The organism is Achromobacter sp. 413638 (genome assembly GCF_043119405.1).
Taxonomy (GTDB): domain Bacteria; phylum Pseudomonadota; class Gammaproteobacteria; order Burkholderiales; family Burkholderiaceae_B; genus Achromobacter.
On sequence record NZ_JBICCO010000025.1, the window covers coordinates 41,433 to 57,943 of the forward strand.

At 68.8% G+C, this 16,511-nt stretch carries 12 protein-coding genes; 5 read left to right on the forward strand and 7 right to left on the reverse strand.

Features of this window, described 5'->3' with window-relative positions; translation table 11 throughout:
* Nucleotides 1-135: 135 nt before the first annotated feature.
* The 3 genes from ACEU5R_RS12625 to pmbA form a co-directional block, all read right to left on the reverse strand.
* Nucleotides 136-1,290 (reverse strand): ABC transporter substrate-binding protein, encoded by a 1,155-nt coding sequence (locus tag ACEU5R_RS12625; RefSeq protein WP_103272370.1) that lies wholly within the window; start codon nucleotides 1,288-1,290, stop codon nucleotides 136-138.
* Nucleotides 1,291-1,547: 257 nt separating this feature from the next.
* Nucleotides 1,548-2,645 carry an ABC transporter substrate-binding protein gene (locus tag ACEU5R_RS12630; protein WP_103272369.1) on the reverse strand — a complete coding sequence of 366 codons (1,098 nt, stop codon included), beginning with the start codon at nucleotides 2,643-2,645 and terminating at the stop codon, nucleotides 1,548-1,550.
* Nucleotides 2,646-2,839: 194 nt separating this feature from the next.
* Nucleotides 2,840-4,204 (reverse strand): metalloprotease PmbA, encoded by a 1,365-nt coding sequence (pmbA, locus tag ACEU5R_RS12635; protein ID WP_392410431.1) that lies wholly within the window; start codon nucleotides 4,202-4,204, stop codon nucleotides 2,840-2,842.
* A gap of 58 nt (nucleotides 4,205-4,262) precedes the next feature.
* Here pmbA and yjgA point away from each other — a divergent pair, with 58 nt between their 5' ends.
* Both yjgA and ACEU5R_RS12645 read left to right on the forward strand, forming a co-directional pair.
* Nucleotides 4,263-4,814 carry a ribosome biogenesis factor YjgA gene (gene yjgA / locus ACEU5R_RS12640; RefSeq protein ID WP_103272367.1) on the forward strand — a complete coding sequence of 184 codons (552 nt, stop codon included), beginning with the start codon at nucleotides 4,263-4,265 and terminating at the stop codon, nucleotides 4,812-4,814.
* An 8-nt stretch (nucleotides 4,815-4,822) separates the two neighbouring features.
* On the forward strand, nucleotides 4,823-5,500 hold the full coding sequence (locus ACEU5R_RS12645) for an alpha/beta hydrolase (protein ID WP_103272366.1): 678 nt from the start codon (nucleotides 4,823-4,825) through the stop codon (nucleotides 5,498-5,500).
* 141 nt (nucleotides 5,501-5,641) lie between these two features.
* Here the strand turns inward: ACEU5R_RS12645 and ACEU5R_RS12650 are convergent, their stop codons facing one another.
* Nucleotides 5,642-8,080: a GNAT family N-acetyltransferase gene (locus ACEU5R_RS12650; RefSeq protein WP_392410432.1), complete on the reverse strand. Its 2,439-nt coding sequence runs from the start codon at nucleotides 8,078-8,080 to the stop codon at nucleotides 5,642-5,644.
* A gap of 132 nt (nucleotides 8,081-8,212) precedes the next feature.
* Here ACEU5R_RS12650 and gltX point away from each other — a divergent pair, with 132 nt between their 5' ends.
* Complete coding sequence (gltX, locus tag ACEU5R_RS12655) at nucleotides 8,213-9,619, forward strand: glutamate--tRNA ligase (protein ID WP_392410433.1); 1,407 nt, start codon at nucleotides 8,213-8,215, stop codon at nucleotides 9,617-9,619.
* Nucleotides 9,620-9,634: 15 nt separating this feature from the next.
* Nucleotides 9,635-10,189 carry a hypothetical protein gene (locus ACEU5R_RS12660; RefSeq protein ID WP_392410434.1) on the forward strand — a complete coding sequence of 185 codons (555 nt, stop codon included), beginning with the start codon at nucleotides 9,635-9,637 and terminating at the stop codon, nucleotides 10,187-10,189.
* Nucleotides 10,190-10,230: 41 nt separating this feature from the next.
* Here ACEU5R_RS12660 and ACEU5R_RS12665 read toward each other — a convergent pair whose 3' ends face one another.
* The 3 genes from ACEU5R_RS12665 to ACEU5R_RS12675 all read right to left on the reverse strand — a co-directional run bounded on the left by ACEU5R_RS12665 (nucleotide 10,231) and on the right by ACEU5R_RS12675 (nucleotide 12,793).
* Entirely contained in the window at nucleotides 10,231-11,430 is a 1,200-nt protein-coding gene (locus ACEU5R_RS12665; protein WP_392410435.1) for an MFS transporter, read from the reverse strand.
* A 96-nt stretch (nucleotides 11,431-11,526) separates the two neighbouring features.
* Nucleotides 11,527-12,033, reverse strand: a complete 507-nt coding sequence (locus ACEU5R_RS12670) for a hypothetical protein (RefSeq protein ID WP_103272361.1) — start codon at nucleotides 12,031-12,033, stop codon at nucleotides 11,527-11,529.
* A gap of 310 nt (nucleotides 12,034-12,343) precedes the next feature.
* Nucleotides 12,344-12,793 (reverse strand): Lrp/AsnC family transcriptional regulator, encoded by a 450-nt coding sequence (locus ACEU5R_RS12675; RefSeq protein WP_103272360.1) that lies wholly within the window; start codon nucleotides 12,791-12,793, stop codon nucleotides 12,344-12,346.
* A 139-nt stretch (nucleotides 12,794-12,932) separates the two neighbouring features.
* Here ACEU5R_RS12675 and ACEU5R_RS12680 point away from each other — a divergent pair, with 139 nt between their 5' ends.
* Nucleotides 12,933-16,433, forward strand: a complete 3,501-nt coding sequence (locus ACEU5R_RS12680; protein WP_392410436.1) for an indolepyruvate ferredoxin oxidoreductase family protein — start codon at nucleotides 12,933-12,935, stop codon at nucleotides 16,431-16,433.
* Nucleotides 16,434-16,511: the final 78 nt, after the last annotated feature.

Sequence of the window (16,511 nt, forward strand, 5' to 3'; positions counted from 1 at the left end):
CGCTTGCGCCGCGCGGGCCTGCTGCCCCCGGGGGATGTTCTTGTCTTGGGGCGGCCCTGCTATGAAAAGCGCCTGGCGCACGCCCCGTCCAGGCCGCGCGCCAGGCGCATCCCCCATCAGGGGGACGCGTGCCGATTACTTCTCGATGACGTACTTGCCGTCCTTGGTCACGCTGACGATCGGCGCCTGGTCGGCGTCGTAGCCGGCGGGCTTGCCGGCGCGGTCGTTGGCCTGGCGGAACTTGAAGGCGCCGGTGGCGCCGGTCCACTGCACCGACGGCAGCGCGTCGCGCAGTGCCGTGCGGTCCTTGGGCAGGTCGCCGCTGATCTTGGTGTTCTTCAGGGCCTGGGCGACGATGTACATGGCGTCGTACGACTGGGCCGCGAACTGGTCGGGCGCGCCGTTGAACTTGGCCTTGTAGGCGTCGATGAACTTCACGTTCTCGGCCGACTTGTTCTCGATGGACCAGGGGCTGCCGATCCACAGGTTGTTCGACGCGCCGCCGGGAGCCAGGTCGAAGATCTTGACCGAGTTCATGCCGTTGCCGCCGATGACCGGCAGGTTGATGCCGAGCTGGCGGGCCTGCACCATGATCGGGGCGCCTTCGGCCAGCAGGGCCGACAGCACGATGGCGTCGGGGTTGGTGCCCTTGATCTTGGTCAGCTGGGCCTTGAAGTCCACGTCGCCCTTGGCGAAGGTCTCGGTCGTGGTGACCGGGATCTTCTGGTCTTCCAGGGCCTTCTTGAAGTTGTCGTAGCCGCTCTTGGTGAAGACGTCGTCGTTGCCGTAGAGCACCGCCACGTTCTTCAGGCCGGTCTTGGCCTTGACGGTGGAGATGGTGGCCGGCAGCACGTCGGCTTCGGTGACCGAGTTGCGGAACACGTAGTTGCCGATGGAGGTGATGCCGTCGGCGGTGTTGGAGGTGCCGAAGACGACCGTCTTGGCGGCCTGGGCGATTGGGTCGGCGGCCTGGGCCGAATTCGACAGCGTCGGGCCGAAGACCATCAGGACGTTGTCCTTGAAGATCAGCTTCTTGAAGACGTTGATGGCTTCTTCCTTCTTGCCCTGTTCGTCCTCGATCACCAGCACGACCTTGTTGCCGTTGATGCCGCCGGCGGCGTTGATTTCATCGGCAGCCAGCTGGAAGCCGTTGCGGATCGACGCGCCGTACTGGGCGGCGCCGCCCGACAGGGCCTCGGCCACGCCCAGCTTGAGGTCGGCCGCGTGGGCAGCCGGAACGACACCGGCCGCGATCAGCGCGGCCAGCAGCTTCTTGGTCTTCGATTGCATGGTTGATACCACCCTAAAGTCTGTCTCGGAATGTTTGGTAATCCGGGTCGGCCAGGCCTGCCGGATTGACGGCGGTTGCCGCTCGAAGGCGGCGCGTTCGCGCGTCAAGACCCGGCATATTACTCCTTTTGTATCAGGCCGAAACTTGAATGCCGTTCAACAAAAGGCGCCAAACCGCCCGATTTCTAGTCAAAAACCAGGGGAAATCAGTGAAAACCCCACTCCTTGCCGAATGCCATTCGGCATCGGCCTCCTGCTCAGCTCCTGGCCGACAGCGCCACGCCCAGGTACTGGCCGTAGGCGCCCTCGGTCAGGCGGAACCAGGGCATCTCGCTGTCGCGAAAACCCATATAGCTGCTGTGCAGCGCCTTGAAGGCCGGGTCCTTGTCGCCCAGTTCCTTGTAGAGCTGCTGCGTGGCCTCGAAGGCCGCGTCCATGATCGAGCGGGAAAAGGCGCGCAACTGCGCGCCATTGGCCGTCAACTGCGCCAGGGCGCCGGGATTGCGCGCGTCATAGCGGGCCGAGGCGGCGGCGTGCGCGGCACGGGCGGCGGCCTCGACCACCGATTGGTAGTTCTTGGGCAGCTTGCTCCAGGCCTCGTCATTGATATAGAGCGACAGCTGGCCGCTGCCCGCCCACCAGCCCGGCCCGTAATAGAACTTGGCGAACTTGTTCAGCCCTAGCTTGCTGTCATCGTAGGCGCCCGAGCCGGCCACGGCCTCCAGGCCGTCCTTCTCGGCCGCCTGCGCCAGCTCGGCCAGCGCCGCCTGTTGCGGCGCCACGCCCAGGCGGGCCAGCACGTCGGCGGCCAGGCCGTCCACGCGCATCTTCAGGCCCTTCAGGTCGCCCACGCGCTTGACCTCTTTCCTGAACCAGCCGCCCATCTGGCCGCCGGTATTGCCCAGCGGGAAGTTGACGGCCTTCAGGGGCTTGAACAGCTCGCGGGTCAGGCGCAGGCCCTCGCCTTCCATCATCCAGGCGTCCATCTGGCGCGCGGTCAGGCCGAAAGGCATGCCGGCATCGAAGCAAAAGGCGGGATTGCGCGCGTGCAGCAGCGCGGAAGAGGCGTGGGCGCATTCGACCTTGCCGGCGCCGACCGCGTCGACCAGCTCGGCCGCGGGCGCGACCTCGCCCTCGGGCAGGTGGCGGATGCTGAACTTGCCGCCGGTGGATTCGGAAACGAACTTGCAGAAGGTCTCGCCCGCGCCGAAGCGCAGGTCCAGGGCGCTGGGGAAACCGGAGGCCAGGCGCCACTTCAACGACGGCGAATCCTGGGCATATGCCGGCGCGGCGATGGCCGCGCCCGTTGCCACGGCGCCGAGCCCCGCCTGTTTCAAGAATGAACGTCGTTGCATCTCTTGCTCCTTCTTTACAGCAACACCAGGGACTTCCAGCAATACCCGCCGGATATTACACGCTGGCGGGGTCAGGGATTGCTAGAGGAATTCCCGAGCAGGTAAGGGATTGCAAAGGCGGGATTGCAAAGACGCGACGGCGCGGGCGGCCGGGCAAGGCGGCGTTGGCCGGGGCCGCGCCCCGGCCAACGGGATCAGACGCCGGCGATGGCCATCTGCTCGATCAGGATCGAGCCCGTGGTCTTGGTGCCGCGCGAGATGACGTCGGCGCCCACCGCCACGATCTGGCGGAACATGTCGTTCAGGTTGCCGGCGATGGTCACTTCCTGCACGGCGTGCTGGATCTTGCCGTTCTCGACCCAATAGCCGAACGCGCCGCGCGAATAGTCGCCGGAGACGTAGTTCACGCCCTGCCCGATCAGCTCGGTGACCAGGAAGCCCGTGCCCATCTTGCGCAGCATGGCTTCGAAATCGTCGCCGGCCTGGGTCTGGGTGGAACTGAAGGTCAGGTTGTGCGAGCCGCCGGCGTTGCCGGTGGTGGTCATGCCGAGCTTGCGGGCGGTGTACGAGGACAGGAAATAGCCTTCCAGCACGCCGGCCGTCACCACGCTGCGCTTGCGCGTGCGCACGCCTTCGTCGTCGAACGGCGAGCTGCCCATGGCGCCACGCACGTGCGGATCCTCGGTCAGGTTGATGTGCGACGGGAAGATCGGCTTGCCCAGGGCGTCGAGCAGGAAGCTGGCCTTGCGGTACAGCGCGCCACCGTTGGCCGCCTGCGTCAGGGCGCCGACCAGGCCCAGGGCCAGCGGCGCCTCGAACAGCACCGGGAACTTGCCGGTGCGGATGCGGCGCGCCGACAGGCGCGACAGCGTGCGCTCGGCGGCATAGCGACCCACGGCCTCGGGCGAGGCCAGGCTGGCCGGATCGCGCTCGGACGTGTACCAGTAATCGCGCTGCATGCCGTTGCCGCGGCCGGCGATCGGCGCCACCGACAGGCTGTGGCGCGAATAGGCGTAGCCACCCAGGAAGCCACGGGTATTGCCCATGACGAACTGGCCTTCGTAGGTGCCCACCGAGGCGCCATCGGTATTGGTGATGCGGGAATCGACCTCGCGGGCGGCGCGCTCGGCGCGCAGGGCCAGCTCGGCCGCCTCTTCGGTGGACACCGGCCAGGCGTGGTGCAGGTCCAGGTCGGGGAATTCGGTGGCCAGCTGATCGGCGTCGGGCAGGCCGGCCGCCGGGTCGGCGGCGGTATGGCGGGCAATGTGCCAGGCCGCTTCCACGGTCTGGCGCAGCGCCGCCTCGGAAAAATCGGAGGTCGAGGCCGAGCCTCGGCTCTGGCCGGCGTAGACCGTCAGGTCCAGCGAGCGGTCGCGGGTCTGCTCGACGGTTTCGATATCGTTCTTGCGCACGGAGACCGACAGCCCCAGGCTCTCGGAGACTTCAGCCGCCGCGTCCGAGGCGCCGATCTGGCGCGCGTAGGCGAGGGTTTGCTCGACGAGTTCGGAAAAACGCGCGTGATTTGCCGCCAGCGGCAGGGATGAGGAGGGTTTGACCATTGCTGTCCAATTTGCAGAGACGGTTATCATAGCCAAGTCTGTCATTGCGCAGTTTTCCATGAATTCCCATCCCGAAGAAGAATCCGTCGACGAAGGCTACGACGAGAACGGCTACGACCGTCCCAGCAAATCCCAGGTCAAGCGCGAGATGCACGCGCTGCTGGACCTGGGCAAGCAGCTGATCGCCCTGTCGCCCGAACGCCTGAAACAGCTGCCGCTGGCGGAACGCCTGTACGAAGCCATCCGCATGGCCCAGCGCACCACCAGCCGCGAGGGCCTGCGCCGCCAGACCCATTTCGTGGGCAAATTGATGCGCGACGCCCCCGCCGAGGAAATCCGCGCCCAGCTCGACGTCTGGGAAAACGGCTCGCGCGAGGAAACCGCCGCCATGCACCGGCTGGAGACCCTGCGCGACCGCCTGCTCGACGACGACGAGGCCCTAACCCGCCTGCTGGAGAACAATCCGCAGGCCGACGTGCAGCACCTGCGCGCCGTGATCCGGGCCGCGCGCAAGGAAAAACAGGCCAACGCCGCCCTGCTGCAAGGCCAGGAGCCGCAAAAGAAGCAGTACCGGGCGCTGTTCCAGGCGCTCAAGGCCCTCATTCACTGATTCCATCCATGACCGCCACGACCGACCTGCTCGACTGCATCGAGATCGAAACCGCCCCCAATCCCACGCACGCCGTGATCTGGCTGCACGGGCTGGGCGCCGACGGCAACGACTTCGCGCCCATCGTGCCGGAGCTGGACCTGCCGGCGGGCAGCAAGGTGCGCTTCGTGTTCCCGAACGCGCCGGTGCAGCCGGTGACCATCAACAATGGCATGGCCATGCGTTCCTGGTACGACATCCTGGTGATGGACCTGGTGCGCGTCGAGGACGGCGCCGGCATCCGCCGCTCGGAAGCCGAGATCCACAAGCTGATCGCGCGCGAGAACGCCCGCGGCATCCCCACGTCCAACATCGTGCTGGCCGGCTTCTCGCAAGGCTGCGCCATGACGCTGCACACCGGCCTGCGCCTGCCCGAGAAGCTGGCCGGCATGATGGGCCTGTCGGGCTACCTGCCGCTGCTGGACACGGCCGAGGCCGAGCGCCACGGCGCCAATGCGCGCACTCCGATCTTCCTGGCCCACGGCACTTTCGATCCGGTCGTGCCGCTGGCGCGCGCCAAGGCCACGCTGGCCGAGCTGCAGCGCCTGGGCTGCGACGTGCGCTGGCACACCTATGGCATGCCGCATTCCGTGTGCGCCGAGGAAGTGGCCGACATCTCGCGCTTCCTGCGCGAAGTGCTGAGCTGAGCAAGTCAACGACCGCCCCCCCGGATACGCCACCTGCAGCATAAATAGCAGGCGCTACCCCATCGGGGCCGCACGGAGCCGGCTTCGCCGGTCCGTAGCGGCGCCCCCGTGGGGGGGAAGCGCGCAGCGCTTCGGGGGGGACTAAACCTCTAGCCAGACCCGCCGCATGGTCGGGTCTTCCGGGTCGGGATCATTGGTGAAACCCAGGCTGGTCATCAGCGCCAGCATGGGCCGGTTGGTCGACAGCACCAGCCCGTCGATGTATTCCAGCCCCTGCTCGCGCGCCGCGTCGATCAGCGCCGACATCAGCTGACGCCCCAGGCCGCGGCGCTGCCAGTCGTCGCCGATCACCAGCGCGTACTCGGCGCCGCGCCCGTCCGGGTTGCGCAGATAGTGCGCGAAGCCCACCAGCACCTCTCTCGGATGGCCGCGATTGGCGGGATTGGGCACCAGCGTGGCGGCGACCAGCGCCAGCTCGCGGTGATAGTCCACCTGGGTATAGCGCGACACCATGCGCGGCGTCAGCTCGCGCATCATCGACACGAAACGCATGTAGCGCGAGCGCTCGGACAGGCCACGGATGAACTCCTGCAACGACTCGGCGTCCTCGGGACGGATCGGCCGCAGCACCCACGGGATGCCGTCGTTGAAGCGTCGCACCTGCACCAGCCGCGCCGGATACGGGTGGATCGCCATGTGCGGGTAGCCGGCGGTCTGCGGCATGGCGCAGCCGGGCGTCTCGGTCAGCGTCATGCGCAGTCCGCCCGCGCGCAGCTGGGTTTCGCCCGCGTAGAGCGGATCGATGTCGAGCGATTCGATGTCCGGCAATTCCGAGACCAGTTCGGACACCTGCACCAGCGCCTGCTGCAGCGCCTCGGCCGCCAGATGGCCGACGCGCGGCGCCAGCACGCGGCGCCATAGCCGGCTGCGCTCGATCAGCTGGCGCGCCAGGAAGCCGTTGAGCGGCGGCAGGTCCATGCCACGATCGGACTGCGACAGGAAGGCGTCCGGGCCGCCCGCGCCAAAGCGGATCACGGGGCCGAATTGCGGATCGCGACGCACGCGCACCGCCATGGGACGCGACTCGGGTTCGGCCGAGGCCACCTCCAGCGGCGCATCGCGCAAGGGCACGTAGAACAGCGCCAGCAGGGAGCGGATCTCGGACGTGTTCAGCTCGCGCCGGCATTCGGCGCGCACCCGCGCCAGCAGGTCCCGGGCCGCGACCAGGTCGGGAACATGGCTGGCGGGCTCGGGCGGCTGGGTCTGCAACAGCAGCTGCTGGTTGTAGTGATGCGTGGCCAGCACGCCGAAGGCGTCAGCGGCGGATTCTGGCGTGCGAAACGCCGAAGTGCCGGCATCGTCCAGCATGCGCCGCAGCGGCCGCATGCCGGCGTCGCCCATGAAACAGGTCACCACGGGCTTCCTGGCCCTGGGCGCGACCTGGGCCAGCTCGCGCGCCACGGCCGGCATGTCGGCCAGCGCGTCTGGCGCCAGCAGCACCAGCACGCCGTCCACGCCGGCATCGTCCAGCACGGCGTCGAGGATCGCGCGGATGCGCTCGGGCGTCAGCGGCACATAGGTGATGACGGGATTGGCGATGGCCGCGTCCGGCTCCAGCATGGCCGCCAGCGCCCGCTGTGTCGCGGGCGTCAGCTCGGCCTTGAGCACGGCGGCGTCGGGGCCGATCAGGTCCAGGGCCAGCTGCGGCGGTCCGTTGCCGTTGGAGATCAGCGCCACGCGCCGCCCCTTCGGCCGCCGGGTATAGCCCAGCACCTTGACCGCCGAGAACAGCTGCACGAAGTAGCGCACCCGCACCGCGCCGGCGCGCCGCAGCGCGGCGTCGAACACCGCATCGCTGCTGTCGGCGCCGTGCTGGCCGGCCTTGAGCACGATGACCGGCTTCACGCTGGCGGCGGCGCGCAGCACGCTCATGAACTCGCGCGCCGGCCCGACGTCCTCCAGATAGAGCACGATGCTGTCGGTGCGCGGGTCGCTGGCCAGGTAGTCCAGCACCTTGGACAGGCCGACCACGGCCTCGTCGCCCAGCGAGACGGCGACGGAAAAGCCGATGTGCACGTCCTCGGCCCAGTCCATGACCGCCGCCATGATGGAGCGCGACTGGGCCAGCAGGGCCACCCGGCCCGGGCGCGCCAGCACCGGGTGCTGGCTGAGGTTCAGGCCGGCGTGCGGGCGCTGCGCGCCGAAGGAGCGCGGCCCCAGCAGCTCGCAGCGGTTTTCCTCGGCCCAGGCGCGGCACAGCGCCAGCGTGCCGCGCGGATACGGATCGGGCAGTTCGTGCGGCAGCAGGATGACGGAGCGGGGCGACAGCGCCGCCAGCCGGCGCAGCGTTTCCGGCAGCACTGCCGGCGACACGCAGACCAGGGCCAGGTCGGGACGCTCGCCCGGCGCCAGGCCGTTCAGGCTGGCGGGCAGCTCGGGCGCCTCGCCCACGGCGCAATCGACCACCGTGCAGCGGGCCTTGAGCGCCGGCGACAGGGATCCCGCCGCCGGCAGGGGCCGGTCGGCCACGATCACCAGCGAACCGGGTTCGAACATCGGGGCCAGGGCGTGTCGCAGCATGGGGTGGCGGGCGCGATTCGGGCGCTAATCTAAAATAGCGTCCATCGTAACAAGACCAGCCCGCCGCATGTTTGATGTGGCCCCTGCCGGACGCCGCTTTGTGGCGTCGCCGCCATCACCGCTACGCTTCCTATGACCGCCAACGCTTCCTCCCCCATCCGCACCCGCTTCGCGCCCTCGCCCACCGGCTTCCTGCACCTGGGCGGCGCGCGCACCGCGCTGTTCTCGTGGGCCTTCGCCCGCCACCACCAGGGCACCTTCGTGCTGCGCATCGAGGACACCGATGTCGAGCGCTCCACGCCCGAGGCGGTGCAGGCGATCCTGGACAGCATGGACTGGCTTGGCATGCAGCCCGACGAAGGCCCGTTCTACCAGATGCAGCGCATGGACCGCTACCGTGAAGTGGTCGCGCAGATGCTGGCCGCCGGCACCGCCTACCATTGCTACAGCTCGCCCGAGGAAGTGGAAGCCATGCGCGAGGCCGCCCGCGCCCGTGGCGACAAGCCGCGCTACGACGGCACCTGGCGTCCCGAGCCGGGCAAGACCCTGCCGCCGGTGCCCGCCGGCCGCCAGCCCGTGGTCCGCTTCAAGAACCCGCAGGACGGCGCCACCTCGTGGAACGACATGGTCAAGGGCGTGATCAGCTTCGACAATACCGAGCTGGACGACCTGATCATCGCCCGTCCCGACGGCACGCCCACCTATAACTTCTGCGTGGTGGTGGATGACTGGGACATGGGCATCACCCACGTGCTGCGCGGCGACGACCACGTCAACAACACTCCGCGCCAGATCAATATCCTGCGCGCGCTGGGCGCCGCGCTGCCCGAATACGGCCACGTGCCCATGATCCTGGGACCGGACGGCGAGAAGCTGTCCAAGCGCCACGGCGCGGTCAACGTCATGGAATACGACAACGAGGGCTACCTGCCCGAGGCCATGATCAACTACCTGGCCCGCCTGGGCTGGAGCCACGGCGACGACGAACTGTTCAGCCGCGAGCAGCTGGTGAGCTGGTTCGACACCCGCCACCTGTCCAAGTCCGCCTCGCAGTGGGACCCGAAGAAGCTGAACTGGGTCAACGCCCGCTACATCAAGCAGATGGACGACGCCGAGCTGGCCGAGCGCGTCGCCCCGCGCGTGGCCAAGCGCGGCGGCCACCCGGAAAAGACCAACCTGCCCGGCATCATGGGCCTGCTTAAGGACCGCGCCGAAACGCTGGAACAGCTCGCCGACGGCGCCATGCTGTTCTGCGGCGAATTCAAGCCGGCCCCCGCCGAGCTGGCCGAACAGCACCTGACGCCGGCCGCGCGCGAGGCGCTGGCGGACTTCGCACAACGCGCCCAGGGCACCGAATGGACCCGCGAGGCGCTGTCCGCGCTGATCAAGGCCGTGCTGGCCGACCGTGGCCTGAAGATGCCGCAGCTGGCCATTCCGCTGCGCGTGGCGGTGGTGGGCCAGACGCAGACGCCGGCGGTGGACGCCGTGCTGGCGCTGCTGGGCAAGGAAACGGTGCTGGCGCGCCTGGCCTCGGTCTGAGGCGCGCGCCCGGCCATGCAACTGTCCCTGGACGACCTGACCAATCTGGCGTCACAACGCCCGATCGGCGGCCGCCATCCCTGGGACAGCAACGACGAAGCCCAGGTCGATGGTTTCTACCGGCGCGTCTGCGCCGAACTGGAGCGGACGCTGCCCGCGGCCTCGCGTATCGCCTGGGGACACTATGGATCGGGCTACGCGTCCTTCGTCGACGCCTGGTTCTACCGCGAGGAGCGTGATTTCAAGACGGGCAAGGGCGACCAGCATATCGGCCTGGTGATCCTGCTGTGCCGGCTGGCGCCCTGCTTCGTCTTCATGCAGGGCGAGAAATGGCGCCATGCCACGGGCGGCAGCAGCTACCTGCCCGCGCTGGACATGGTCGACCGGCTGGACTCGCCGGCGGTCGCGGCCCTGGCCGAGCGCGCCCAGCCCGTGCTGGAGCGACACGGATTGGCGCGCGCCAGGCGTGCCGAACTGGAAGCGCCGCTGCCGCCGGATCTGAGCATCCCCACGATACTGTCCGATCCGCCCTACGCCGTGTTCGACGCCTTGTTCCACTGGGAAGACTGAAACGCGCGGCCAGCAGGCCGCGCTTGGGCGCGCCCGCCGCCTCAGGCCGTGGCCGGCGCCGCGCGGCGCTTGAGAGCCCAGGCGAAGCCCGCGCCCAGCACGGGCAGCATCACGGCCGAACCGCCGAACAGCGCGGCCGCCCCGATCTCGTCCACCACCGCGCCGGCCAGCGCCACGCCGGCGGCCTGCCCCATGAACAGGCAGGACGCGAACCAGGCCACTGCCGTGCCGCGCGCGGACGGCACCATCTGGGTGGCATTGGTCTGCAAGGTAGCGTGCAGCAGGTAATAGCCGAAGCCCGCCAGCACGCTCGCCGGCAGGCTCCACACCCAGGCCGGCCCCAGCAGATAGGACAGGAAGGCCACGCCCAGCACCAGCCCGCCCGCCACCGCCAGTCCGCGCTCGCCGAGCCGCTTGAGGATGCGACCGGCCACCACGGTGTATAGCAATCCGCCCACCGCATAGACCGCCACCAGCGCGCCGGCGGCGGTCAGCGAAATATCGAAGCGCTCGTGCAGATAGGACGGAGCGAAGGCCAGCGCACCGAACACCAGCAGCCCCTCGATGAATACGGTCGCCAGCACCACGCGCGGCCAGGGCGCGCCCAGCACCAGCCGCGCCTGCGCGACAAAGCCCTGGCGCGCGCCGGCGGCCAGGCCCACGCCCAGGCCGGCCGCCTGCTGGCGCCGGACTTCCTGGCGCAACAACAGGCCGACGATCAGATAGCCGCAAACCAGCGCCGCGAAGGCCCAGCGCCAGCCCACCGTGTCCGCGAACAGGCCGCCGGCGAGCTGGCCGGCGGACATGCCGAGGATGGTGCCGGTCAGGAAACGCGCCAGCGTGGCCTGCCGGCGCTCATAGGGAACGGTGTCGCCGATCCAGGCCATGGACAGCGGCACGATGCCGGCCCCGGCCGCGCCCGACAGGGCCCGGCACAGCACCAGCACATCGAGCGACTGGGCCATGACGGCGCCCGCGCTGCCCAGCGCGCAGGCGAAGGTGGCGACGCTGACCACGCGGTACTTGCCATAGCGGTCGCCCACGGGACCGAAGAACATCTGCAGCACGCCATAGGCCACGGCGAAGGCCGTGACGGCGCGCGCGGCCTGCCCGGTGGTGGTGCCGAACTCCGCCGCGAGCTGCGGCAGCATGGGATCACAGATGCGGAAGGCGCTGGCGCTGACGAAGGCAGCCAGGGCGAGCAGCGCGATGGCGCGCGCTTCGGAGGACAGGGCGGGCATGATGGCCGGGACGTGGTGGCAGGCGAAACCCGCACCTTACCGCAGCCCGCCGCGGCCGACCCGGCCGCCGGGCGAAATGTCCGCCCGGCGCAACGCTCAATACGGCAGGCGGTAGCCCTGCGGCATGCGGCGGGCGGTCACGACCTGCCCGCCGGACTTCAGCTCGCGCAACGTCAGCTTGGCCTGTTCGACCTTCTCGACGCGGTAGCGGTTCAGGTAGATGGGATCGTCGAAGTCCACGATCTCGCCGTTCGAGACGGTGGTGCGCATGGTGTAGACGCCGTCGGCCACGGTCCAACAGCCGCTCTCGCGCAAGGCCGGACGCGTCTTGCGGCCGATCTTGAGCTGGGTCTCGTATGCCATGGTGCCGTCGGCGCGCAGCACGGTCAGCGACTGGAAGTCGCCGCTCACGCCACGCGGCTTGGAACTCGAATACCAGGTGCCGACCATCGGATCACCGCTCTTGACGGGCACGCAGGCCGGCGGCTTGGGCGGTCCCTCGGGCTTGGCCTCCGTGATGGCGGCGGGCTTCCTGGCGGCGCAGCCGGCCAGGATCAGGGCGACGCCAAACGCGCCGGCCATACGCAAATACAGACTGCTCATGAATTCCTCAACACGTCCGCCGACGCGCCGCGCCGATCCCCCGGCGCGCCCCTCGCGCGACAAACATCAGGCACTCTAAAGAGGGCAAGATGAAGAATCAACGACGATTGCTGCGACCGCGCGCGCCTAGTGCAATTGCGCAACAGTCGAGCTGGCGCGGCGCCAGTTTTAGCGCTGGAACCCGCAAAAATGCGTTGGTTTCAAGCGACACGGCCTCGGGGCGCGCACGATGTCGACGCGCTGCATGCGCCGCCCTGCCACGTCGCGGTGCTCTTTATATAGAGCGGAAGAGCGCCGCGACATCCACGCCTCACAACGGCAGGCGCTGCTCGTGCTTGATCTCGCGCAGCGCCACGATGGTGCGGGTCTGGCGGATGCCCGGCATGTTGAACAGGAAGCGGTGCAGGAAGCGGTCGTAGGCTTCGGGGCTTTCCACCAGTATCTTCAACAGGAAATCCGAGTCGCCCGTGACCGCATAACATTCAAGGATCTCGGGCGCGTCGCGCACCGAGCGCTCGAAGTTCTCGACCGTGTTGGCGGAATGCCGCTCCAGGCTGATCTGCGCGAACATGCAACCCAATCCGACCTTGGCCCGGTCCACCTGCGCGCTGTAGCCCTGGATCACGCCGCTGGCTTCCAGCGCCTTGACCCGCCGCCACACCGGAGCGGCCGACAGGCCGACCTTGTCCGACAGCTGCTGCGCCGAGGCCCGGCCGTCCTCCTGCAGGGCCTTGAGGATGTTGATGTCGGTCTTGTCCATATGGGCTTGTCTCCTGTTTTGATCTGATTATCGGTAAAACGAAATATTCATTGCGAATTATAGGGATAGCACGATCCGATAACGCAATAAACCCGATGCTCCGCGAACCTATCATGGTGCCAAACTAGGAGCATCAACCATGGACGGCACCCCCGCCCCCGAACCTCAGCTGGATCTGGACTACCAGCTGGGCGATAACCTCACGCGCAGCACCGGCCGCATTTTCCTGACCGGCACCCAGGCGCTGGTGCGCATCATGCTGACGCAGCGCCGGATGGATAAGGAGCGCGGCCTGAACACGGCCGGCTTCGTGTCCGGCTACCGCGGATCGCCGCTGGGCGGCGTGGACATGGCCATGTGGAAGGCGCAGAAAGCGCTGGACGCCAACCAGATCAGCTTCCTGCCCGGCATCAATGAAGACCTGGCGGCCACGGCCGTCATGGGCACGCAGCAGGCCGGCATGCGCGCGGACCGCAAGGTCGATGGCGTGTTCGCCATGTGGTACGGCAAGGGTCCGGGCGTGGACCGCGCCGGCGACGCCCTGCACCACGGCAATGCCGCGGGCGCCTCGCGCAACGGCGGCGTGCTGGTGGTGGTGGGCGATGACCATACCGCCGTCTCGTCCTCGATCCCGCACGCCAGCGAGGCCTCGCTGATCGGCTGGCAGATGCCCATCGTGCATCCCTCGTCCATCGACGAGTACGAGACCTTCGCGCTATGGGGCTGGGCGCTGTCGCGCCACTCGGGCGCCTGGGTGGCGTTCAAGGCCGTGTCCGAGACCATCGAATGCGGCCATTCCTTCACGCCCGCGCCGCCGCAACACTACGACATGCCGGCGGATCCGGACCTGCCGCCCGAAATGCTGGAGTACTCGGCCCGCGACTTCCTGTCGCTGGCGGTCGAGACGCGCATGAACCTGCGCATGAAGGCGGTGGCCGCCTTCGCGCGCCGCCACAGCATCGACAAGCTCGCCTGTCCGGCGCCCAAGGCCGTGGCCGGCATCGTCACGGTCGGCAAGGCGCACCTGGACACCATGGAAGCGCTGGCGCGGCTGGGCGTGGACACCGTCACCGCCAACGCGCCTGTACGCATCTACAAGCCCGGCCTGACCTGGCCGCTGGACGCCGGGCGCCTGCTGGAATTCGCGCGCGGCCTCTCGCACATCCTGGTGATCGAGGAAAAGGGCGCGGTGGTCGAAAGCCAGATCAAGGACCTGCTGTTCAACCAGCCAGACCGCCCCACCGTCATCGGCAAGAAAGGCTTTGACGGCGAAGCGCTGGTGCCCTCGGCCGGGCAGCTGCGCCCGTCGCTGCTGGCGCGGCCGCTGGCAGCCTGGCTGGCCCGCGCGGCCGGCCTGCCCGCCGCCGGCGACCTGGCCGGTTTCGAGTGCCAGGCGCCGCTGTCCAACGAGGCCGACGGCATGCGCCGCCGCCCCTACTTCTGTTCGGGCTGTCCGCACAGCACCTCGACCAAGGTGCCCGAGGGCAGCCAGGCCCTGTCGGGCGTGGGCTGCCACTACATGGCAGCCTGGATGGACCGCGACACCGGCGGCCTGACCCAGATGGGCGGCGAAGGCGTGGACTGGATCGGTCTGTCCCGCTACACCAAGATGCCGCACGTGTTCCAGAACATGGGCGAAGGCACGTACTACCACTCCGGCTACCTGGCCATCCGCCAGGCGGTCGCGGCGCGCGCCAACATCACCTACAAGATCCTGTTCAACGACGCCGTGGCCATGACCGGCGGACAGCCGGTGGACGGCCCGATCTCGGTGCCGCAGATCTGCCAGCAACTGCGCGGCGAGAACGTGGCCCGCATCGTCGTCACCTCCGACGAACCCGAGAAATACCAGGGCGTGGACCTGGGCGGCATCCGCGTGCACCACCGCCGCGAGCTGGACGCGCTGCAGCGTGAACTGCGCGAGATTCCCGGCGTCACCGTGCTGATCCACGACCAGACCTGCGCCGCCGAAAAGCGTCGCCGCCGCAAGAAGAACCAGTTCCCCGACCCGGCCCGCCGCATGCTGATCAACAGCGCGGTCTGCGAAGGCTGCGGTGACTGCGGCGTGCAATCGAACTGCCTGTCGGTGGTGCCGCTGGAAACGCCCTACGGCCGCAAGCGCGCCATCGACCAATCCAGCTGCAACAAGGACTACTCCTGCGCCGAGGGTTTCTGTCCCAGCTTCGTGTCCGTCATGGGCGGCAAGCCGAGGAAAAGCGCCGCGCCCAAGGCCGACCAGGAGCGGCTGCAGCAGCTCATCGCGCAACTGCCGGCGCCCGCGCCGGCCGCGCTGGACCGGCCGTACCGCCTGCTGGTGGCGGGCATGGGCGGCACCGGCGTCATCACCATCGGCGCGATCATTTCCATGGCCGCGCACCTGGAAGGCCTGTCTGCCGCCGTGCTCGACCTGACCGGCCTGGCGCAGAAAGGCGGCACCGTGGTCAGCCACATCCGCCTGGCGCCGGCCGGCGCCCAGCCCGGCCCCGTGCGGCTGGACTGGCAGCAGGCCGACGCCGCCATCCTGTGCGACCCGGTGGCCTCGGTGGCGCCGGACTCGCTGGGCGCGCTGCGCCACGGCCACACCCAGGTTACCGTGAACACCTATGTGGCTCCGGTGTCGGAGTTCACCCGCAATCCGGACGCGGCCATGCGCCCCGAGGCGCTGCTGGCCAAGATCCGCCACGCCGCCGGCGATGCGCATACCGCCGCGATCGACGCGCACGCGGCCGCGCTGGCCCTGTTCGGCGACAGCATCCTGTCGAACATGTTCATGCTGGGCTATGCCTGGCAGCGCGGCGGCGTGCCGCTGTCGCACGCCGCCATCAACCGCGCCATCGAGCTGAACGGCGTGGCCGTGGCCGCGAACCGGGCCGCCTTCGACAGCGGCCGCCTGGCGGCGCACCAGCCCGACGCGCTCTCGACCGCGCTGCGTCCGCGCGCCCAAGTCGTGCAACTGCATGTGCCGGAATCGTTCGAGCACGCCGTCGCGCGCCGCCTGGCCGACCTGACCGCCTACCAGGACGCCGACTACGCCCGTCAATATCAGGACGTGGTCGAGCGGGTCGCGGCGCGCGAACGCGAACTGGCGCCCGACGCCAAGCCGCGGCTGGCGCTGGCGGTGGCGCGCAGCCTGTTCAAGCTCATGGCCTACAAGGACGAGTATGAAGTGGCGCGGCTCTACACCGGCGACGCGTTCCGGGCCCAGCTCCAGGACCAGTTCGAAGGCGAATACAGCCTGCGCTTCCACATGGCGCCGCCGATCTTCGCGCGCAAGGATCCGCGCACCGGCGTGCCGCGCAAGATGACGCTGGGTCCGCGCACCATGACCGCGCTCAAGCTGCTGGCCCGCTTCAAGCGTGTGCGCGGCACCTGGCTCGACCCGTTCGGCCGGACCGCCGAACGCAAGATGGAACGCGCCCTGATCGCCGAGTACCGCCAGACCGTGGATCAGTTGCTCGACGGCTTGAACGCGGACAAGCTCGGACAGGCGGCCACCATCGCCGCCCTCGCGGAAACGGTACGCGGCTTCGGCCACGTGAAGGCCGCGAACGTCGAGAAGTACCGGACCGAGTTGGCGCGCTTGATGCAAAGCTATACGGCGCCTGCGCCTCGCGACATGCCCCTGCGCAAAACCGCGTAAACACTCGCTCTCACGAGTCCGATCCTGGGCGCGCCTTGCTGGGCGCGCCCAGTGCATTTCGTAACAATCTTTTGGAGG